At 43.1% G+C, this 22,047-nt stretch carries 18 protein-coding genes; 15 read left to right on the top strand and 3 right to left on the bottom strand.

Features of this window, described 5'->3' with window-relative positions:
- The coding region (locus tag ACWNM1_RS09995) for a hypothetical protein (protein ID WP_449600857.1) at positions 1-328 on the bottom strand (328 nt) is incomplete at its 3' end.
- Positions 329-512: 184 nt separating this feature from the next.
- Between ACWNM1_RS09995 and ACWNM1_RS09990 the strand changes: the two genes are divergently transcribed.
- Together ACWNM1_RS09990 and ACWNM1_RS09985 are read left to right on the top strand one after the other, a co-directional pair.
- Positions 513-926 carry a DUF2500 domain-containing protein gene (locus ACWNM1_RS09990; RefSeq protein WP_449600856.1) on the top strand — a complete coding sequence of 138 codons (414 nt, stop codon included), beginning with the start codon at positions 513-515 and terminating at the stop codon, positions 924-926.
- Positions 927-1,023: 97 nt separating this feature from the next.
- Complete coding sequence (locus ACWNM1_RS09985; RefSeq protein ID WP_449600855.1) at positions 1,024-3,750, top strand: calcium-translocating P-type ATPase, SERCA-type; 2,727 nt, start codon at positions 1,024-1,026, stop codon at positions 3,748-3,750.
- A gap of 95 nt (positions 3,751-3,845) precedes the next feature.
- On the opposite strand, the gene ACWNM1_RS09980 is transcribed toward ACWNM1_RS09985, so the two are convergent.
- The gene (locus ACWNM1_RS09980; RefSeq protein ID WP_449600854.1) at positions 3,846-4,781 is read right to left on the bottom strand and encodes a C40 family peptidase; all 936 of its coding nucleotides are present in this window, start codon (positions 4,779-4,781) and stop codon (positions 3,846-3,848) included.
- 324 nt (positions 4,782-5,105) lie between these two features.
- On the opposite strand from ACWNM1_RS09980, the gene ACWNM1_RS09975 reads away from it, so the two are divergent.
- The 12 genes from ACWNM1_RS09975 to ACWNM1_RS09920 all read left to right on the top strand — a co-directional run bounded on the left by ACWNM1_RS09975 (position 5,106) and on the right by ACWNM1_RS09920 (position 18,849).
- The gene (locus tag ACWNM1_RS09975) at positions 5,106-6,176 is read left to right on the top strand and encodes an ABC transporter substrate-binding protein (protein ID WP_449600853.1); all 1,071 of its coding nucleotides are present in this window, start codon (positions 5,106-5,108) and stop codon (positions 6,174-6,176) included.
- 61 nt (positions 6,177-6,237) lie between these two features.
- Entirely contained in the window at positions 6,238-7,161 is a 924-nt protein-coding gene (locus ACWNM1_RS09970) for an ABC transporter permease (RefSeq protein ID WP_449600852.1), read from the top strand.
- Positions 7,154-7,948, top strand: coding sequence for an ABC transporter ATP-binding protein (locus ACWNM1_RS09965; protein ID WP_449600851.1), 795 nt, complete (start codon positions 7,154-7,156; stop codon positions 7,946-7,948). The genes ACWNM1_RS09970 and ACWNM1_RS09965 overlap by 8 nt, the downstream gene beginning before the upstream one ends.
- Before the next feature lie 188 nt (positions 7,949-8,136).
- Positions 8,137-9,912 carry a sensor histidine kinase gene (locus tag ACWNM1_RS09960; RefSeq protein WP_449600850.1) on the top strand — a complete coding sequence of 592 codons (1,776 nt, stop codon included), beginning with the start codon at positions 8,137-8,139 and terminating at the stop codon, positions 9,910-9,912.
- Complete coding sequence (locus ACWNM1_RS09955; protein WP_449600849.1) at positions 9,905-11,473, top strand: response regulator transcription factor; 1,569 nt, start codon at positions 9,905-9,907, stop codon at positions 11,471-11,473. The genes ACWNM1_RS09960 and ACWNM1_RS09955 overlap by 8 nt, the downstream gene beginning before the upstream one ends.
- Positions 11,474-11,593: 120 nt before the next feature.
- Positions 11,594-12,931: an extracellular solute-binding protein gene (locus ACWNM1_RS09950; protein ID WP_449600848.1), complete on the top strand. Its 1,338-nt coding sequence runs from the start codon at positions 11,594-11,596 to the stop codon at positions 12,929-12,931.
- Between the two features lie 142 nt (positions 12,932-13,073).
- The gene (locus ACWNM1_RS09945) at positions 13,074-13,994 is read left to right on the top strand and encodes a carbohydrate ABC transporter permease (RefSeq protein WP_042132108.1); all 921 of its coding nucleotides are present in this window, start codon (positions 13,074-13,076) and stop codon (positions 13,992-13,994) included.
- 3 nt (positions 13,995-13,997) lie between these two features.
- Complete coding sequence (locus ACWNM1_RS09940) at positions 13,998-14,837, top strand: carbohydrate ABC transporter permease (RefSeq protein WP_449600847.1); 840 nt, start codon at positions 13,998-14,000, stop codon at positions 14,835-14,837.
- Positions 14,838-14,869: 32 nt separating this feature from the next.
- The gene (locus tag ACWNM1_RS09935) at positions 14,870-15,982 is read left to right on the top strand and encodes a rhamnogalacturonan acetylesterase (RefSeq protein ID WP_449600846.1); all 1,113 of its coding nucleotides are present in this window, start codon (positions 14,870-14,872) and stop codon (positions 15,980-15,982) included.
- A 113-nt stretch (positions 15,983-16,095) separates the two neighbouring features.
- Complete coding sequence (locus ACWNM1_RS09930; protein ID WP_042187431.1) at positions 16,096-16,887, top strand: SDR family oxidoreductase; 792 nt, start codon at positions 16,096-16,098, stop codon at positions 16,885-16,887.
- 169 nt (positions 16,888-17,056) lie between these two features.
- Positions 17,057-17,773 carry an MgtC/SapB family protein gene (locus tag ACWNM1_RS09925; protein ID WP_449600845.1) on the top strand — a complete coding sequence of 239 codons (717 nt, stop codon included), beginning with the start codon at positions 17,057-17,059 and terminating at the stop codon, positions 17,771-17,773.
- Between the two features lie 86 nt (positions 17,774-17,859).
- Positions 17,860-18,849 carry an aldose epimerase family protein gene (locus ACWNM1_RS09920; protein WP_449600844.1) on the top strand — a complete coding sequence of 330 codons (990 nt, stop codon included), beginning with the start codon at positions 17,860-17,862 and terminating at the stop codon, positions 18,847-18,849.
- A 98-nt stretch (positions 18,850-18,947) separates the two neighbouring features.
- On the opposite strand, the gene thrS is transcribed toward ACWNM1_RS09920, so the two are convergent.
- Positions 18,948-20,861, bottom strand: coding sequence for a threonine--tRNA ligase (gene thrS, locus ACWNM1_RS09915; protein WP_449600843.1), 1,914 nt, complete (start codon positions 20,859-20,861; stop codon positions 18,948-18,950).
- Between the two features lie 474 nt (positions 20,862-21,335).
- Here thrS and ACWNM1_RS09910 point away from each other — a divergent pair, with 474 nt between their 5' ends.
- Complete coding sequence (locus tag ACWNM1_RS09910; protein WP_449600842.1) at positions 21,336-22,004, top strand: TraX family protein; 669 nt, start codon at positions 21,336-21,338, stop codon at positions 22,002-22,004.
- Positions 22,005-22,047: the final 43 nt, after the last annotated feature.

Raw genomic sequence — 22,047 nt, 5'->3', positions numbered from 1 at the left:
TTAACAGGTACAGCCGCAGTCGAAGCAAGAATTTATAGATCACAGGACGAAATACAAAAGAAAGCACAGGGAGTATCGCGGCTACCGCAATAGATTTAGTTCCCCACTGTTCAGTTATTTTGATGGCTCCTATTTGAGGAGTTATTTGGGGTACCGTCCTTACGGGAGCTATAAGCTTTCGCTCGTAGCGTTCAATTTCGGTTGTCGTGGATTCTTGCTCCGTAGTGAATAATCCGCCAGACCAAACCGGTGGAAAAGAAAACATCATTCCTAGAACTAGGACAATACGAAGAAACCAAAGTAGTGACAAGCGCGCTATATATTGCACCGAAATAACACCTCCCAACTGTATGTAGTATAAAAAGCATACCATACCTTTTCATTTGATTCCAAATTGTTTTGTGAAAAAAATTCATTTGAAAACGATGAAAACAAGAAACCGAACGGGAAAAATGACGTATTTCGTAGAAAAGAAGACTTTTATTATCTTGTATCAGTCAGGAGGAATAAATTTGAGCGAATGGCAGGATTTTAACGGTTTTGATAAACGAAGCTTTTTCGGAAGTTTCATTCATGAGATGCCCCTATTTTTTAAATTATTTGCTTTGTTTATTCTAGGTGTTTTCGTTTTTATAATCTACAAATCAGTGAGAAGCTGGATAGCCAACAACGCGAGTCCCTTGATAAAAGCTAGCTCTAAAGCTGTAACGAAGCGGACTCAGGTATGGGGTGGATCGGGTGAATCGAGCGCAAATACTAGTTATTTTGTGACGTTTGAGTTTGAAGATGGTGGACGCTTGGAATTGCAGGTTCGAGATCAGGATTTTGGTCTGATTGTAGAAGGCGATCGGGGAGAACTCCTTTATCAAGGGACTAGATTCAAGAGCTTTGATCGAGTCAAGCAGACGGAACAGCTTAATTTCTAAAATTGTACATAACGTTCTAGAATCACCATGCCTTTTTTGGGTAAGACTCATATGAGAGGTTTTACCAGAATCTCAATCCCGGAAGGAGGCTATTGTCTTGAATTCAAATGATCCAAAATCGCAGGGGCAGGTACCTTTTCATACACTAAGTGAGGAAGAAGTGCTCAAAAGGCTGGAAACAAGGAAAGATGGTTTGTCTTCCGGTGAAGCGGCTAAACTTCTGGAGCAGTATGGGAAGAACGTACTTCAAGAAGCAAAAACCAAATCTCTGCTAGGAAAATTTATTGAACAATTTAAAAATGTAATGATCTTTATTTTGCTAGTGGCGGCAGTATTGTCTGGGGTTTTGGGAGAATGGACAGATACAGTTATTATTTTGTTGGTAGTCATCCTGAATGCCGTACTTGGCGTTATTCAGGAAAATAAGGCAGAGCAGGCGCTAGATGCCCTGAAAAGTATGTCCTCTCCGCATGCCAGAGTGCGACGTGGAGGTCAGGTCTCAGAGATTAAAAGTGAAGATCTCGTACCTGGGGATATCGTATTGCTGGAAGCTGGAAATGTAGTTCCGGCGGATATTAGACTGTTAGAAGCTGCTTCTTTGAAAACAGAGGAAGCCGCATTAACCGGAGAATCATTACCTTCAGAAAAGAAGGTAGGTGTGCTTGAGGGAAGCGATATTGTTATCGGGGATCGCACCAATATGGCTTATATGAGCAGCAATGTAACTTACGGTAGAGCGGTTGGTGTAGTCACAGCTACAGGAATGCAGACTGAAGTCGGCAGGATTGCTGGGTTTATCTCGGAGGAAGAGAATGATGTAACACCGCTGCAAAAGAAACTGGATGAACTAGGAAAATATTTCACCTTTATTATTCTTGGTGTCTGTGTAGTCATTTTTGCCGTCGGTATATTTGAGGGTAGAGAGCTGCTGGATATGCTTCTCACCTCGATCTCACTTGCAGTAGCAGCGATTCCTGAAGGGCTGCCAGCAATTGTGACGATTATCTTGGCACTCGGAGTGCAGCGGATGGCTAAACGTAAAGCGATTATTCGCAAACTCCCCGCTGTAGAGACGCTCGGAAGCACCGAAATTATTTGCTCTGACAAGACAGGTACTTTGACTCTAAACAAGATGACTGTCGAAAAAGTGCATGTCAATGGAACTACGAAAGAAGCTGCTGAAGGTCTTGAAGGAACACCGGGTGGTGAACTATTGCTTCAGGCTATGACGCTTTGTAATGATTCCAGCATTGACGAAAGAAATTCCTCTGAAGAACCTGGAGGGAATGAAGGAGCTAAGGACCCACAAACTAAGAGTGGTAAAGCGATTATCGGGGATCCTACGGAAACAGCTTTAGTGGACTACGCGCTCAGTATAGGTACTGACAAAAGGGATTTAGAAAAGAAATTCCCACGTAAAAATGAACTGCCATTTGACTCCGATCGCAAGCTGATGACGACGATTCATGAGGTTGAGAACGGACGTTATCGTGTATTAACGAAAGGTGCACCAGATGTGCTTTTGTCCAAATGCAGCCATATCTTCGTGGATGGAGAGATCGTTCCTTTTAATGATGAACATTCACGACATATCATGGAAAGTAATACAATGCTTGCGAATGATGCACTGCGGGTACTGGCATTTGCTTTCAGAGATGAACAGCAGCTACAGACTAACCTCTCCCCGGAAGCTACGGAGAAAGAACTTGTATTTATCGGTTTAGTCGGTATGATTGATCCTCCACGAGAGGAAGTACGGGATGCGGTAGCTATCTGTCGTAAAGCAGGGATTAGACCTGTAATGATTACAGGAGATCATCGAGATACCGCAGCGGCCATTGCTAAAAGATTAGGTATTATCGAAGATGAGACGGGCGTATTGACCGGCAGTGAGCTGGATAAATTCAGTGAAGAGGAATTTGCTGAGAAAGTCACTAATTATTCGGTTTATGCACGTGTATCTCCTGAACATAAAGTTCGGATCGTTAAGGCGTGGAGGAAAAAAGGGAAGATTGTTGCTATGACGGGTGACGGTGTGAATGATGCTCCTGCGCTTAAATCATCAGATATCGGCGTCGGGATGGGTATCACAGGAACGGATGTAGCAAAGGGCGTCTCAGACATGGTGTTAGCAGATGATAACTTTACGACCATAGTTGTTGCTGTTGAAGAAGGACGGAAGGTTTATAGCAATATCCGTAAGGCCATCCAGTTCCTACTCTCAGCCAATCTTGGGGAAGTGCTTACGCTATTCATTGCAACCATGATCGGCTGGCGTATACTCGAGCCAATTCATATTCTGTGGATTAATCTTGTTACCGATACCCTACCGGCACTAGCTCTTGGGCTTGAGAAGGCGGGGGATGATTTAATGTCGAAAAAACCACGCAAAGCCAGTAGCAGTATCTTTGCTGGTGGCGTGGGAATCGGGATCATCTACCAGGGGATATTAGAGGCCGCTCTTACGCTGTTTGTATACCAGTGGGCACATACCCATTACAATGAGGGGATTGCGGTTACGATGGCATTCGCCACATTAGGATTGCTGCAAATTTCTCATGCGTTTAACGTCAGATCCAATACGAAATCGTTGTTCCAGATTGGCTGGTTCAGCAATCGGTATATGCTGTGGGCATCACTGATCTCTACACTTATGCTGGTGCTGGTGATTATCATCCCAGGACTGAATGACTGGTTTGGTGTCTCACATTTAAGCGGGTTACAGTGGGGAATTGTAATTGCTGCAGCACTGGCGATTATAGTGATTGTAGAGTTTGTAAAGCTGTTTGTACGTTTAAGTGGCAAGGGCAAGAACTGGGATTAAGAATACCGCTTTATGCTGCAACAAAGAAGCCTGAACCCTTCCATAGCGGAGGATTCAGGCTTTCTTAATAGGTGCCTTTAGCCAGTGAATATGGGTTACAGAATGCGCTGCATATGCAGGATTACGTTGCTCCAATACCCTGAGTCAAGCTCACTGATCTGAACCCCGGGATCACCCCAGGTATGAATGAACTTTCCATCCCCAATGTAAATACCGACATGCCCGGGTATAGCGTCACTTTCAAACCGACCTGGGACAGTGAAGAATATAAGATCGCCGACATCTAATGCACTGCGTTGTACGCGAGAACCTATATTATCTTGATCCTTGGCTAGGCGCGGTAAGTTTACACCGAATTGTTTGAATACATGCCTTGTAAAAGAAGAGCAATCAAATTTCTTAGTCTCTTCATAAGGCCCGGTACCGAATTCATAAGGCACACCTAAGAATTTTTTGGCATAAGTAACTAATTCCTTCTTGTCTGCTTCAGAAATACTTTGAATGTGAAATGGTTTAGCTTCATTCGATGATTTAGCAGATGGTGTTTTTATAATAGCTTCATGGTCGGTCGGTGTGGCTATGTTGATTTCACCAGACTGAGGATTCCAACCCACCTCCGTTTGAAGAAATTTGGATAGAGCTAACGGTGTGATATAGATTTGACCTTCTTGTCGTCTAGGTGCCTGTGGTAATGTGATTTTCTCACCTAGGGAGAAGACTTGAGTAGAGCCAGGGCGCAGCATATACATAACATCACTGTAGCCAATTTTGGTGTATCCGCCATGAGTAGCATCATCTTTCATACGATAACCGAGTGAAGTAATCGCAGGTTTGAGTGGAATCCAGTACTTTCCTTGAGCATCGGTGATGGCGGACTTTTCATAATAACTTGAGGCTTGCATGCCATCGGGAGTTACGGCGTTTACCTTGGGTTTCTGTGATTGTGAAGAGTAACCGCATGCGGTACTTGATAAAACGGCAGCAAGCAATACAGTAGCAGTGGATAGTAATTTTTTGTGGTTATTAGGCATATGACACGCTCCATGTTCAAACTGTAGTTTAAGTTTGTGCAGGGGGCTTTTTTTTATGTAATGAGGACCAAGGCAATCACTGTAAGACATAACCAAGTCCTTCCTATATTGGTGAGTTATGCGCTATAAAATTTGTATTCTATGGAAGTAGGATAAGTGATTGACGGATAAACAACCTCCATATAATATAGGTTTAATAGATTTCCATCATTTTTGTGAGGTACGTGTAAGCTTATGCTTTAATGCTTTTATCGATAAAAGTGATAATGCTGAGTCGCTCACTTTGATGCACGCGTTAATAATCTAATGAAATGGGGTAATTTAATGAAAAAGAGAAACATTTTTGCAGGTTTAAGCTTATGCTTCATGCTAGTAGCTGCTGGCTGTGGCAACAATAATGCAGCTGTAAACTCAGGAAACGCAACAAACACTGGAAATGCGCCAACGAATGCTGGAACCGCTGATTCCAAAACGTACAAAATCGCAATTTCGCAATACGTTGAACATCCATCACTTGATGCTACACGCGAAGGTATTCTTGCTGCTTTGAAGGATGCCGGTCTTGTTGAAGGAGAGAACCTGAAGGTTGACCTTGAGAATGCTCAAGCTGACCCTGCGAATAACTTGACCATTGCTCAGAAGATTGCTGCTGACACTAATGATTTGGTATTGGCTATTGCGACACCTTCTGCTCAATCGATTGTTCAAGCGCTTAGTAAATCAAGTAAGGACACTCCGATACTGTTCGCAGCAGTGACTGATCCACTCGATGCAAAGATCGTAACTGATCTGGAGCACCCAGGTGGAAATGTTTCTGGTGTATCAGATACGAATCCTGAAGCTATTAATAGATTAATGCAATTCATTGCTACTCAATTTCCTAATGTGAAGAAGCTGGGCATTGTTATCAATGAAGGTGAACCGAATGCTGTAATTATGGCGGATATTGCTAAGAAAGAGCTGGATAAACATGGCATTGAGCTTGTGAAGGCAGCCATTACAAATACTTCTGAAGTGAAGCAAGCTGCTGAATCACTAGCTGGTCGTGTAGATGCATTCTACATTACTTTGGATAACACAGTAGTGAGTGCTGTTGATACGATTATTCAAACAGCTAATGATAAGAAAATTCCGTTCTTCTCCAGCGACCGGGATACCGTTGAAAAAGGCGCATTTGCAACCGTTGGCTTCAAATATTTCGACCATGGTTACCAAGTTGGACAAATGGCAGTGGACATTCTGAAGAATGGTAAAAAGCCAGCAGATATGAAAGTAACGATGCAAGAAAAGCTCGATCTTATCCTTAACCTTAAAGCGGCTGCCGCACAAGGCATAGAAGTGACGGATGCGATGAAAAAAGAAGTTGCCGATCAAGCTAACAATATTATTCAATAAGACATTCTATAGGGGCGATTCCATGAGGGCGCCCCTTGATGCTTGAAAGGAGAAGACTTCTATGTATGATTCAATGCTCGGGGCTGTGGAAATGGGGTTGCTCTATGCATTTATGGCTCTAGGGGTGTATATTACTTTTCGCATTTTGGATTTTCCTGATTTGACTGTAGATGGAAGCTTTACTACTGGCGGTGCTATTGCGGCCGTTATGATTACCAATGGTTATGCACCCTGGTTAGCCACGCTTGCTGCTATTGCAGGTGGGATGCTGGCTGGAATGTGTACCGGTCTACTACATACGAAGGGCAAGATTAATGGATTGTTATCCGGGATTCTAATGATGATCGCACTTTATTCCATCAATCTGAGAATTTTTGGCGGTAAGCCTAACTGGTCACTAATGGGTGATACCACGTTGTTCTCGTCCATCAATCCGCTTCTTGTTCTTCCTTTTATTGTTTTATTTGTGAAAATTCTAATGGATTTATTCTTGCGTACTGATCTTGGGCTTGCTTTAAGGGCTACCGGAGATAATGCAAGAATGATCCGCAGTCTGGGTGTAAACACAGATAACACAACAATTCTCGGCGTCAGTTTATCCAACGGAATGGTGGCACTTTCAGGTGCATTGATCACTCAGTATTCTACTTTTGCGGATTCCTCCATGGGTATAGGGATGATTGTTATCGGCTTAGCTTCGGTAATCATTGGTGAAGCCATTTTCGGTGCTGGAAATGTATTCCGTGCGACGTTGGCAGTTGTGCTGGGATCTATTGTTTACCGAATCGTAGTTGCATTAGCCTTGTATGTCCCATGGTTGAGACCTTCGGATCTTAAGCTGATTACGGCGATTATCGTTATTTTCGCACTTGTATTCCCATCGATTCAGCGTTTCTTGAAGCAGAAGAATATGGCGCGTAAACGTTCGCTTGAATTAGCTGAACAAGCGCTTAGCAGCAAGAGAGGAGGCACCGTCGATGCTTAAACTGGATAACGTATCTAAGCTGTTTAATCCTGGGACACCGGATGAGAAGATCGCGCTACTTGGCATTGATTTGGAGCTTCTTCCTGGTGACTTTGTTACCATCATTGGAAGCAACGGTGCTGGTAAATCAACGCTAATGAACATTATTTCTGGTGTGATGAAGCCGGATCTTGGTTCAGCAAGTATTGAAGGGAATTCGATTAGCCATTTAGCAGAATATCAGCGCAGTCGCTGGATCGGACGCGTTTTTCAGGACCCGATGGCAGGTACGGCTCCTCGGATGACGATTGAAGAAAATTTAGCGATGGCTTATAAAAGAGGGAAGAGCAGAGGATTATCGTTTGGTGTAAATACAGCGAGACGGACGATGTTTCGTGAGGAGTTAAGTCGTCTCGGGATCGGACTTGAGAATCGTCTGCGAGCTAAGGTAGGGTTATTATCCGGTGGGGAGAGACAAGCGCTGAGTTTGCTAATGGCAACCTTTACCCAGCCGCAAATCTTGTTATTAGACGAACATACAGCGGCACTTGATCCTTCACGAGCGGAGCTGATTACTAAACTGACAGAGTCTATCGTCCGTGAGATGAAGCTGACTACGCTTATGGTTACCCATAACATGGAACAGGCTATACGTCTTGGCAATCGTCTTATCATGATGGATAAAGGCCGTATTATCCTTGATATTGATGAAACAAGGAAAAAGGATCTTACGGTAGAACGCCTGCTGGGAGAATTTGAGACCATCAGTGGTCATAAACTGGCGGATGATCGAATGATGCTTGGTTAGTCTTAGTCTTCTATAGGAGTGTCTTAGGCTCAGGATAAGGGCTTAAAGTGAATTCTGACTCTGGATTTCGCTTTAAGTCCTTTTTGTTGTAAATTTTTCCAAATGCTTCAATATCATTTGTGATAGGATATAGTGATGATAAATATTACTTCCCATAATAAGGGTTTGGAGTGAATTGGAGGATGCTTATGTTTTGGAAAAATGTTAGCGCTTACAGGAGTTCGGGAATTTTTAATAAAATGATATTGATCATTTCATTTTTGCTGCTGCTGTCCTTTCTGTTCTCTTTAACCGTCCTGCAGTATGTTTATCGAATTTATGACAAGCAAATCTATGAAAAGGCATCTGAAGTGCTGGGAATGTCATCTATCAGTATAGAGAGTACTTTGAGAGAGCTGGAACAACTTTCTTTTACAGTGGTCTCTGATGAGCAAATTCAGGAATGTCTTCGCCAGTTGCAGGATGATCCTCAACCATATGAGCGGCAGGTCCTACATAATAAAATCATTAACAGATTAGTTGCCTTTGCAGGAGCAGAGAAATACGTTTATTCCATGATGTTGTTGGATACGAATGGCGGCGCTATGACTGCGGGTAATCGGGAAGGTGTATCACAGGATCTCCAGGATCAATTAAAGCCTCTGGCTAAGGAAGCTAGCGGTAGTATTGTGTGGTATCCCCAAGGGAATAAGAATTCACTCCTGGCTGTTCGGCAGATTAAATCTTACACCGGATCAACCTTTACGTTGGACGATTTAGGGACGCTAGTCATTCGAATTCGGATTGATCGTATTATTGCAGATAGCACGAGTAACACTTCGGATGGCGATCAGTTGATTGTTGCAGATGCGACTTCAGGGCTAGCGGTGTATCCCCAAACTCCGATGTTGCTGCCAAATGAGCTTAAAGCGGAAACGGAACGTTCCGAACTTTATCGTACGGCTAAGTATGAAGAAGGAACATATTTTATAACGAAGACTAAATCATCTTATATGGAATGGATGTATATCAATGCGACCCCCTTCAATGAGATGTTCAAACATATTACTTTTGTAAAAAAATTGGTCGTCATCATATTCGCGCTCATATTACTAATTGGATTGCTCTTAGGCTATCGATTAGCCCGAAGTATTGTACGCCCGATTTCAAAGCTGACCAAAAAAATGAAACAAATCGAAAAGGGAGATCTGGATAATCTGGAGGAACAGTCGCTAGGTGTCGTTTCGCAAACTGCGCAGGACGAGGTAAGTCAGCTTAACAGAACCTTTAAAATGATGATCCGCAGAATAAGAGAACTTATCGATGAGAATTATGCGAAGCAGCTCATTATTAGAGAGACCGAGCTTAAAGCACTGCAGGCACAGATCAATCCGCATTTTTTGTACAATACACTTGAATCGATCAATTGGTTAGCGAAGATGAACAAGCAAGCTAAAATCTCAGAAATGGTAGAAGCGCTCGGCTATTTGTTTCGCAGTTCGATTGGTCTTAAAGACCCGTTGATTACGATTGAAAAAGAGCTCACCATTGTGCGCAATTATGTCATTATCCAAAAGTCACGATTTGACGAGAGACTTGATTTCCGCATGGATTTTCCAGAGCATTTGCATGACGCTTTAATTCCGAAGCTGACCCTTCAGCCATTGATCGAGAATGCGATCCGATATGCATTGGAGCCTAATATCGAGCCTTGCACGATTTCTATAATCGTGAGTGAGGAGGAGCATGGCCTTGATATTCGTGTTAGTGATAATGGGCCGGGGATGAGTGCCGAGTTCATCAAAGATTTACAGCAGGGAAGAGTTAAGACACGTGGCGAAGGCATTGGGCTAGCGAACATCGCAGAGCGTATTCAAATCGTATTTGGCCCAGAATGGGGTACAGTGATTGAAAGTGAGCCAGGTCAAGGAACGACAATACATGTACGTATACCTTATTTAAAAGGAGTGCAAGAGAATGTATAAGTTACTGCTGGTTGATGATGAACGATTGATACTAGAAGGCATATCTCAGGTAGTGGACTGGGCGCAGGCAGGAACGGAACTTGTGGGTACTGCGCGAAACGGGATAGAAGCCTTAGCGAAAATAGAGGAACTTCGCCCTGAAATAGTGATTACTGATATTTCCATGCCCGGATTGGATGGACTAGGCTTGGTGCAGAAATGCAGTGAACGGTTTCCTGAGGTAAAGTTCATTATGTTGACGGGGTATAAGGATTTTGACTACGCCTGTATCGCTATGCAGCATGGAGTGAAGCATTATCTGCTTAAGCCGTGCAACGAGAATCAAATTCATGATGCGTTAGTTGAACTGGTAGCAGAGCTCGATGAACTTAAGGGCCGGACGGAATTTGTAAATGATATGAAGCAACGTTTTACTAAAGTTCTACCGCATGTAAAGGAACAATTTTTGAAGGAATGGATCTCTAACAAAACGTACGGGAGTCAAGATTTAGAGTATTATCAGGAGCTGCTAGGCATCGAATTAAATGACAAAGTGGTGCGTTTGATCTTGTTCAGACTGGAAGGCTCTTATGAATATGAGCAACTATTTGCTTTGCAAAATATTGCACAGGATATGCTGCAAGAAACGCTGCTTAGTACAAGGATAGGCGGATTTATTCTGATACTAATGGAAGTCGAAGGAGAGACTGCGCTGAATAGTACACTGCTTGAACGAATTTCTGATGTACGGAAAATGTTCTACAAATTTTATAAAGTGGATGTAACCATTGCGATTAGTGATGCGGACTTCATGATACATTCACGGAGATTGTATCGTCAGACACTGCAATGTCTTAACCACTGTTTTTATATGGAAGAGGGAGGTTTGATCACAGGAAGTGATATTCCTAGTGATGAACTAAGCGGAAGAAATGACATTGAACTAGATGAGGAGCAAATCTGTCTGCTGATTAAGGCGGGCGAACAAAGTGCAGTGGAGTTTGAATTAGAGCGGTTATTTAATCTGCTAGCTGAACAGCGTGTGGATATTAATGTAACGCGATCTTATGTTCTGCAATTGTATTCTGCGATGATACGTTTAGCCGTCCCTGATGAAAGAAATACATTTACTTCAAGTATGGTGGAACTGGCTGAGATCAGGACTTTAAGTGGCCTTAAAGCCTATGTAAAAGATGCTGCTGCTCGTTTAACAGCGATGTATGATCGTCATTTTCGCTGTCGCCAATCCTTAATCGTAGATAAAATGTTCAAAATTATTGCGGATGATTATAAGAATGCGGAACTGTCACTTAGCTCAGTCGCTGCTGAGATGTTATATATGAATCCTGATTATCTCGGGAAAATATTTAAGAAAATCACGGGGGAGAAATTCTCTAATTACGTTACCAATTACCGGATTACTAAAGCATCAGAACACATTATGCATAGTGGTGATGTAAGAGTATTCGAGCTCGCTGAAATGTTCGGCTTCGGTGGGAATGCACAGTATTTTAGTCAAGTGTTCAAAAAAGTAACTGGGCAGACACCCACTGAATTTATGAAACCCTCTCAAGGGAACTGATTATTGAACAAACAAGACGGTTTTTTGTATTCAACAATCACTGAATATTTGAGAAGATTTATACATGAAAGCGCTACCTAAAGGGATCAGAGCCTTTATACTATTATAGGAAAAGGGGACATGAATTTGAAAAAGAGATTCGCTTTACTAGCCGTACCATTGTTGTTGTCATCGATGTTAGCTGGTTGTGGTGGAGGTAATAACAATAATAGTGCTGCCGCTACGGATTCCGCTACAAACACGCCTTCAGAAACGAACCCCGCAGCTACAACTTCAGCAGAACCCGTAACTCTGCGTATAGCTTGGTGGGGTGGAGATACACGGCATTCTTATACACAACAAGTGATTGATATGTATGAAGCCAAATACCCGAATGTAACGATTGAACCTGAATATGCTTCATTCGATGATTACTGGAAGAAGCTTGCGCCTCAAGCTGCAGCGAATAGACTTCCTGATATCGTTCAAATGGATATTTCTTATATTAATCAATATGGGTCTAACGGACAGCTCGAAGATTTGAAGCCTTATTTGAACTCTCAGATACAAGTCGGCGATGTGAATGAGAACGTCCTTAGTACTGGGGTGATCAATGAGAAGCAATTCGGAATTCCATTAGGCGTTAATGTACTTGGTTTTCAATATGACCCAGAATTGCTAAAGAAGGCAGGGGTGGATTCCATTCCTGAAAACTGGACTTGGGATCAATACAAAGAAATTGCTGCGAAAGCCAAATCAGCAGGGCTGTATATTGACGGTTCCATGGCAGCTGACATATTTTTCAACTATTATCTGCGCACAAAAGGGCTGGCACTATATAACAATGAGGGTTCAGCGCTTGGATATGAGGATGATGCCTTGTTCGCTGACTTTTTCGGAATGTTGTCTGGTTTAATTAAAGATGGATCGGTTCCATCCCAAGACAAACTGAGCCAAAACAAAGGTGTTATCGAAGAGTCGGATATTGTAAAAGGAACAGGTATTGGCGTATGGCAATGGTCTAACCAATATGTTGCTTTGCAAATTGCTGTAAATCGTCCTATGGCACTGGCACAAATGCCTGGTCCGGATATGGAAAAAGGACTCTACATGCAGCCAAGTATGTATTGGTCGGTGACTTCTAACTCAAAAGTGAAGGAAGAAGCAGCGAAGTTTGTTGATTTCTGGATTAATGATCCCGAAGCCAACAACCTAATCAAAGGCGAACGTGGTGTGCCAATTTCAAGCAAAATCAAAGAATCTGTAGCTTCACAATTAACGGATTCCGGTAAGCAAGTATTTAAATTTGTAGCTGACATGGAGACTACTACTTCTCCAATGAGTCCGCCAGTTGGATCGCCAGAGGTAGTAGCACTCCTTACAGACCTTGCTGAACAAATGAACTTCGGCAAAATTGACCCCGCCGCCGCCGCCGCACAGTTCCGAAAAGAAGCGAACGCTATTCTCTCCAGCCGGTAATAGAAGGTAACAGATAACTATACTGCGTCTAACATGGGAAACGGCATGCCATTTGGTTAGGCGGCAGTCCGTTTCCCTTATTATTCACATAAAAAGGAGTTGGAGACCCTTGGCATCTACGAATCCCCTTCCTTCGAATCCGCTGGCTTTTAAGAAAAAGAAGCTAACAGGCCGGAGTTTACGAAGCAACCTTACAGGATATGCCTTTATCAGTCCATTCGTCATAGGCTTCCTTTGCTTCACATTGATCCCGATGATCATTTCTCTTTATCTTTCTTTTACCAAATACAATTTGTTCGCTCCACCTAAATGGATCGGATTTGATAATTACATCAAAATGTTCTCGAATGACCCGAAATATTTACATTCATTAAAGGTGACGCTGCTTTACGTATTTATTGGTGTGCCTTTACGCCTCACCTTTGCACTATTTGTAGCTATGATTCTAAATACAAAATCGCGCATGATCGGAGCCTATCGTACAACTTATTATTTACCTTCTATTATAGGTGGCAGTGTGGCGGTATCCATCATGTGGCGTAATATTTTTAGTGATACTGGAATTATTAATGGCATGCTCGGTTTTTTCGGCCTTGGTCCAGTAAGTTGGTTTGGTAATCCGAGCGCTGCCCTTATTATGTTGATCACCTTATCCGTGTGGCAGTTTGGTTCATCCATGTTGATCTTTTTGGCGGGTCTAAAGAATATTCCTGGTGAAATGTATGAGGCAGCTAGTGTAGATGGAGCAGGCTTTTTCAGAAAGTTCTTTAAGATTACAATGCCCCTCCTAAGCTCAGTTATTCTGTTCAATCTAGTCATGCAGACGATTAGTGCATTTATGACCTTTGTTCCAGCTTATATTATCTCTAAAGGTGAAGGCGGACCCATGGACGGTACCATGTTGTATTCTCTATATCTATTCCGTCAGGCTTTTATGTTTAATAACATGGGTTATGCTTCAGCTATGGCGTGGGTGATGTTGTTGCTAGTCGGCATCATGACCGGAATTTTGTTCAAGACATCCAAATCGTGGGTCTTCTACGAATCGGAAGGAGGAAAATAATCCATGGTGAAAATGAAACTGAAATGGCCACTGTATCACATTCTTATCGGTGGCCTCGCTATCATTATGCTGTATCCGATTTTGTGGATGATCATGAGCTCTTTTAAAGAGAGCCGGCTTGTATTTGTTACCGCTCAGCAGCTTCTTCCCGATCCATGGGTATGGGGGAATTATGCTAAAGGCTGGGAAGGGATTGCCGGATATTCCTTTGGTGTCTTCATAAAGAATTCATTAATTATTGTCGTTGTAGCCACTCTAGGAGCGGTGGTTTCTTCTTCCCTGGTAGCCTTCGGATTTGCACGTAATAAGTTTGTAGGGCATGGCTTATGGTTCGGTATCATGATGATGACGCTTATGCTTCCTTCAGATGTAGTGCTCGTCCCGCAATATATCATCTATGCGAAATTGGAATGGCTCGATAGTATCAAGCCGATCGTGGTTCCACAGTTCTTCGGTGTTCCGTTCTTTATTTTCCTAATGCTGCAGTTTATTCGGACAATACCTGTTGAACTTGACGAAGCGGCTACGATTGACGGATGCGGGAAATTTGGTTTGTACTTCAGAATCATTCTTCCACTCATCCGACCATCTATGGCTACTGCAGCGATCTTTTCCTTCTATTGGCGCTGGGAAGACCTGCTTGGGCCAGTGTTGTACCTGAACTCTCCATCTAAATATACAGTTTCTATGGGGCTGAAAATGTTCCTCGACAGTGAGTCCGTGTCCAACTGGGGACCCATGTTCGCCATGTCCGTTCTTAGCTTGGCACCCGTCATGATTATTTTCTTTATCTTTCAAAAGCAGATTGTGGAAGGAATCAGCACCAGTGGTTTGAAAGGATGAAATATATCTATTGAAGAAAGGTGCAGCTGAATTTGGATAGCTATCATTTTGACTTTGGGATTAAAGATACAGCGCCCGGCTACACCAAAATTAGTCCGGACTCACGATACTCTACGGATGCGCGATTTGGTTTTACTTCAGACTCGACAGTATTCGGGCGTTCCAGGGGAGGAGCAGATCCATTAAGAAGTGATTTCTGCATTCCGCAGAAGGCAGTCTTCCTGTTAGATATTCCTGATGGGATTTACCGGATTTCTATGTTACTTGGTGACTCCTTAGCAGATACGAGTACAGTAATTCGAGCAGGTGATGGTAAGTACGTATTAGATACATTGAATGTCCCGGCAGGTCAGTATATACGAGAATCATTTGCGATGCGAATCATGGGTGGTCAGCTAAAGCTCTCCTTCTCAGGTATTGCGCCTCGAATAAATGCTCTCGATATTGAGCCTGACAACGAAGCGCTCGTCTTATATTTGGCTGGTGATTCTACGGTGACCGATCAAGGAGAAGCCGGTTATCCTTATGCTGGCTGGGGCCAGTTATTGCCACGCTGCTTCAAAGCAGGTCTTGTAGTAGATAATCGGGCATTTTCAGGACGTAGCTCCAAGAGCTTTATTGAGGAAGGGCATTTGGACAATATTTCTACTGTGCTTCGTCCCAGAGATTATATGTTCATACAGTTTGGTCATAACGATTCGAAAGGGGATGAACATAGACACACCGAGCCTTTCACTACATATAAAGAATATTTGCTGCGGATGATTACAGTTGCTAGGAAAGCAGGAGCCTACCCGGTACTGGTGACCGCTGTACATAGGCGGAGGTTTGATCCTGCAGCAGCTATAGTAGACAGTCATGGAGAGTATTTAACGGCAATGAAAGAGTTGGCTGAGACTAAACAGATCCCCCTAATCGATTTGGCGGAGAAGAGTCGTAAGCTTTTTGAAGCCTATGGTGTGGAAGGAACGAAGGATCTGTTCATGTGGTCCTATCCGGGAGAATATATCTTGCATCCAGTTGGCGTACAAGACAATACACATTTTCAGATTTTAGGAGCACGTCTGCTTGCTGATCTTATTGTAGAGGGCATCCGTGAAGCCGGTTTGAATGATCTCATTATCCATCTTCGGCAAGGTGATTAAAAATATTCCTTTGGGGTATTAAAGATCTTCGATTCAACTTCTGTATGCGAGGTTAAGGTTAAGGAAAGAACTTAACTGGAAGGCTTGCATGACAAGAAGGAGGATATTTAAACATGGCAGATAAGAAGCTGGAAGGTAAGGTAGCGATTGTAACAGGAGGTGGTTCCGGCATTGGACGAGCAACTGTGCTTGAGTTCGCTCGTAACGGGGCCAAAGTTGTGTTGCTAGATAGAACTGTCGAGAACGCAGAAAAGGTTAGAAAACAAGTGGAGAAAGAAGGCGGAGAAGCCCTCGTAATTGAATGCGATGTTGCTGAACCCCCGCAAGTGGAAGCTGCCATAAACAAGGCGGCCGCGAAATGGGGTCGTCTTGATGTTGTTTTTGCAAACGCAGGGATTAATGGAGCCATGACGCCCATTGAAACGATGGATATTGAGTCTTGGGACCAGACGATTCACATCAACCTTCGTGGAACCTTCGCGACTGTTAAATATGCGATACCGCATCTAAAAGAAAGCGGTGGCAGCATCCTGATTAACAGCTCCATTAACGGAAATCGTGTATTTTCTAACATCGGTTTTTCTGCTTACAGTACGACAAAGGCAGGTCAGGTTGCTTTTATGAAAATGGCAGCATTAGAACTGGCGCAATTTCAAATTCGCGTAAATGCGATCTGTCCTGGGGCTATTAAGACCAATATAGATGACAACACTTTTCCATCCGAGGATCTCAAAGAGGTAAAAATCCCTGTTGAATTTCCGGAAGGGGATCAACCGCTAGAGGAAGGTCCTGGGCGTCCTGATCAAGTTGCAAAGCTGGCACTTTTTCTGGCCTCCGAGGATTCCGATCATATTACAGGAACTGAGATTTATTGTGACGGTGCAGAATCGTTGCTTCATGGTTAAATAATCTTTCACCAAAACGGATTCTATCCTCTTCGTTATGCGGATTTTATAAGCTGTCTGCGCATATACATGGAGGATAGGAGTGCCGTTTTTTTGCTGTAAAATAAAGCTAATCATAATCTCCGTTTTCCGTTATAATGGAGTATCTGTGGAGAAAGGAGAATGAACTATGGATTTTCATATTGAATCATTAGTTAAGCTGCTAGTGGCCATGCTGTTCGGGCTGTTCATCGGGATTGACCGACAGATCAAGCAGAAACCGCTGGGGATTCGGACCAGTATGGTCATTAGTATTGCCTCTTGTCTGGTAACAGTAGTGTCTATTCATGCCTTTGATAAGTTTGCAGGTCCAGAGCATCCAAATATGGATCCGATGCGCCTCGCTGCTCAAATTGTCAGTGGGATAGGGTTCTTAGGTGCTGGTGTTATCCTGCGAAGAGGCGGTGATGCGATATCAGGCTTGACCTCGGCAGCACTCATCTGGACAGCTTCGGGGATTGGTATAGCTGTGGGAGCAGGATTCTATATTGAAGCAGCATATGCGGTTATTCTTCTAATGTTTGCGGTGAATTTGGTTCCTCATTTAATTCGTTCGATTGGTCCTGAAGTGCTTAACAAGCATGAAGTTTCGGTGAGAATCATCATGGAAGCTAATTTTGTCCTTACTGAAGTGATCCAAAAAATTGAGAGACCCCAGGTTAGTACCCAACGAAGTACTAGAAGTCCATCCCGGGCGATCCGCAGAATGAAAATTAAGGATTTGGAAGATGGAAGACAAATGATCGATATGGTGATCTCAGCGCCGGATAAAGATTACGCAACAGAGATCTATTATGATGTGAAGAAAATTGATCATGTCATGAGCGTTGAAGTGGAACAGCTGTAAAAAAAGGGCATGTCACGTCAAGACCAGATGTGGTAATCTATCAAGTAGAGACAATTATCAGACACTGGAAGGGAGAACACATTATTATGTCTATCACAGCCTATGAAGGACAATATGAAGGAGAAGCAGCTATCTGGTTGAAAGCTGGCCGTTATGAGGCAGCTATCCTACCAGGCATCGGTGGCAACTTGATCTGTTTCCGTGATACCGAAAACGGTTACCGTTTCTTGCATGAACCGGGAGCTGAGGAAATGGAAGCCTTCAAAGCAAGTCCAGGCATCCATGGTATTCCTGTATTATTTCCTCCGAATCGTTATGAAGATGGCAAATTTCCTTGGAATGGTCAAACTTATCAACTCCCGGTAAATGAAGTCGCAACAGGCAACCATTTACATGGATTTTTACATACGGCAGCTTGGGAAGTGGAAGAGTTCGGTAGCGGTAAGACCGAAAGCTTCGTAACCGTATTCATCAAAGTGGATGAGAACCATCCTTCTTATCAATACTTGCCGTTTAAATACACAATGAAACTACGTTATACCCTTGGTGAAGGTGGCTTATCTCAACAGGTACAAGTCCATAACGATGGTGATGAAGAGATGCCTTGCTTACTGGCATTCCATACCGCGATTAATGCACCATTCGCACCAGGTAGCACACCACAAGACTACCTTGTAAAAGCGACCATCGGTAATCGCTGGGAATTGGATGACCGTATGCTGCCGACTGGTAAATTCCAAGAGCTGGAGCCAGGTGAAGCTCAGCTTCGTGATGAAGGAGTGAATCCTTATTTCGCTTCGATGGACAACCATTACACAGCTGTAGCTCAGAATGGACGTAACCGGATGGAGCTTACCGACAGCAAAGCTGGAGTCACTTTAGTATATGATGTAGGGACTTCATACAAGCAGTGGATGATCTGGAATAATGGTGCTTCTGAGCAGTTCTTCTGCCCAGAGCCGCAAATCAACTTGGTTAATGCGCCAATGGTAGATCTGCCAGCGGATGAGATCGGCTTATTCAGTCTCAAACCAGGCGAGTATTGGGATGAAAGCAGTCGTCTGTACGTGAAATAGTGTTCCTGTGAATATTAATATGTGATCAAAGAAAGGGCTGTCTTGTTCGTAGATTTCTACGATAGACAGCCCTTTAACGTTTAATTTGAAGCAGAACTTTATTTTTTACTAACTATTTCTTCACTAATCTGCTCAATAATCTCTTGGATACTCTTTGAACCAAGATCACCCTCACCACGTTTTCTTACAGAAACACTGCCAGAGTTTTTCTCATTCTCACCGAGAACGAGCATGTAGGGTGATTTTTCAAGTTGGGCTTCACGAATTTTGTAACCTAGCTTCTCATTTCGGATATCAACCTCTACACGAATGCCAGCTTGTTCTAAGGATTGTTTCACCTGAAATGCATAAGCAACGTAGTTCTCAGAGACGGGCAATAGCTTCGCTTGAACGGGTGCTAGCCATAGCGGGAATGCTCCAGCATAATGCTCCGTAATAATCCCCATAAAACGATCAATCGACCCATAAACAGCGCGATGGATTACGACCGGGCGATGCTTAAGGTTATCTTCCCCGATGTAAGTAAGATCGAATTTCTCTGGCATTTGCCAATCTAGTTGGATGGTTCCACATTGCCAGCTTCGTTTTAGCGCATCTAAGATATGGAAATCAATCTTTGGTCCGTAGAATGCGCCATCACCTTCATTCACACGATACTCGATCCCGAGATTGTCTAATACATTTTGTAAAGATTGTTCAGCTATATCCCATAGTTCTTCTGATCCCATATAATCTGCCGGGCGAGTAGATAATTCAATCTTGTACTCAAAGCCAAACACTTGATAAATATGGTCAATCAGTGAGATTACCCGGCTTATTTCATCCTCAATCTGCTCTGGTAATACGAAGAGATGGGCATCATCCTGACAGAAAGTACGAACACGCATCATTCCGTTAAGTGCCCCAGAGAACTCATGGCGATGTACTTGACCAAATTCGGCAATTCGGATAGGCAACTCTCGGTAAGAATGTAGATTATTTTTGTAGATCATCATATGACCCGGGCAGTTCATCGGTTTGAGTGCGAATTTTGTTTCGTCTACATTGGTGAAATACATATTGTCCTTGTAGTGATCCCAGTGTCCGGATTGCTCCCAAAGCCGATTGTTCATCATCAGTGGTGTACGAACTTCATCGTAATCTCTCTGTCTTTGTAATTCACGTGCGAAATTCTCAAGCTCTGTACGGATAGTCATCCCCTTGGGAAGATAGAAGGGCATACCTGGAGCTTCTTCAGAGAACATAAACAATTCCAGTTCCTTGCCGAGCTTACGGTGATCACGTTTTTTAGCTTCTTCAAGAAAGAGTAAGTGCTCTTCAAGTTGAGCTTTCTTAGGAAAAGCGGTTCCGTAAATACGTTGCAGCATTTTATTATTGGAATCTCCACGCCAGTAGGCACCTGCTACATTCAACAGCTTAAAAGCCTTGACCAAGCCAGTTGAGGGAAGATGCGGGCCTCGACAGAGATCCGAGAATTCACCTTGATCATAAATAGACAATACTGTGTCTTCCGGTAGATCACGGATAAGCTCCAGCTTTAAGGGCTCATTCATCGCTTCAAAAAGCTTGATTGCTTCAGCGCGGGGAACGACACGGCGGACAATCGGGTGATTCTCTTGAATAATTCTCGCCATCTCTTGTTCGATTGCTACAAGATCATCCGTGGATAGAGGTGTCTCAATATCAATGTCGTAATAGAAGCCATCTTCGATTACTGGACCTATGCCGAGCTGGACGCCCTTATCTCCATATATACGTTTTATGGCCTGCGCCATGATATGTGCTGTACTGTGTCTATAAATTTCCAGGCCTTCTTTGCTATCCAACGTAACAATTTCGAGCTGGCAATCATGTTCGATCGTTTGGTTTACATCAACGGATCTTCCATCGATTATTCCAGCTACAGCATTTTTTTTCAGACTGGTACTTATGGCACCTGCTGCTTCTTTAATCGTCGTTCCTTGCAGTACCTCTCTAATTGTTCCGTTTTGCAGTGTTACCTTGATCTCCATAATTGTTAGCCTCCATTTCTCAAAAATTGTTAGTGGTGAACGCAAAAAAACGCATCTCTCCCAGAAAGGGACGAGTGCGTTCAGCTCGTGGTTCCACCCTAATTCGACCTATCACAAGGATAGGACCTCATTGGTATCCTTTAACGTGGATAAGTCGGTGCCACATACTACCGCAAAATTTAGATCTGCGGATTCAGCGCCACGGCTACAAAGGGGTAACTTCACAATCGTGTACTGGAGAAGCTTTCAGCCTAGACCTCTCTCTCTGGACAGTTCGTATAGGAAATCATGTCTTTGATCATTGCCATATGATGTTGCTCGTTCATAGTACTCAATTGCACCCCATAAAGTCAAGAGGCAAGAAACCAGAAATTCAGTTCTCTTTTATTGGCAGTCATCATTTGTGTACAGGCGAAGGAGATGAAGTACTCATTGGCGAATGTATGATATCAACTTATTTTAAGGAGGTTTGATATGCAGATTCTCGCCATGCTGACGATGCTAATCGACCATATTGGCTATATCTTTTTTCCAGAGGATATTGCTTGGAGATATGTAGGAAGAATAGCCTTTCCAATCTACTGTTACGGGCTTGTGCAGGGGCATATCCATACATCATCCAGACCGAAATACTTGTTCCGACTGCTCATTATCGCTATTTTTGCTCAGATCCCATATAATTTAGCGATTAATCCTGGTGGATGGAACGTGGTGTTTACGCTTTTGTTATCCGCAACCGTATTGGTTATTTTAGATAAACTGCCTACTCCATGGCTTGGAATACCAGTCGTCATTGCAGCTATCGCGTTAATGGATTATTTCCCCATAGACTATAATGCGTATGGGCTGCTGTTAGTATTGATATTCCGTTATACGAAGTCATTTTGGCTTGTTGTGGCACATCTGGCACTAAACCTGTTTTACATGTTCTATAACTATTGGGTTGTCCAAATGCTTAGTATTTTACCGACACTGTTGATTGCTTTGGCGCCTGCACTTTGGGGATATTTAGAGCGTCACCGGGTACCACGCTGGGTGTGGTGGTCTTTTTATCCTGCGCATTTACTGATTTTAGCGTTATTTAAAGGCGTAATATACAATGAATGGGTTTCTATCGAATGGCGAACTTTGTTGAATCTATAGTATTTTTACAATAAGTAATACTTTGATTTACAAATGTTACCTT

It is taken from the genome of Paenibacillus sp. Marseille-Q9583, from assembly GCF_976954365.1.
The sequence above is the reverse complement of the archived record's forward strand: the minus strand, read 5'-3'. Positions and strand labels throughout refer to the sequence as shown.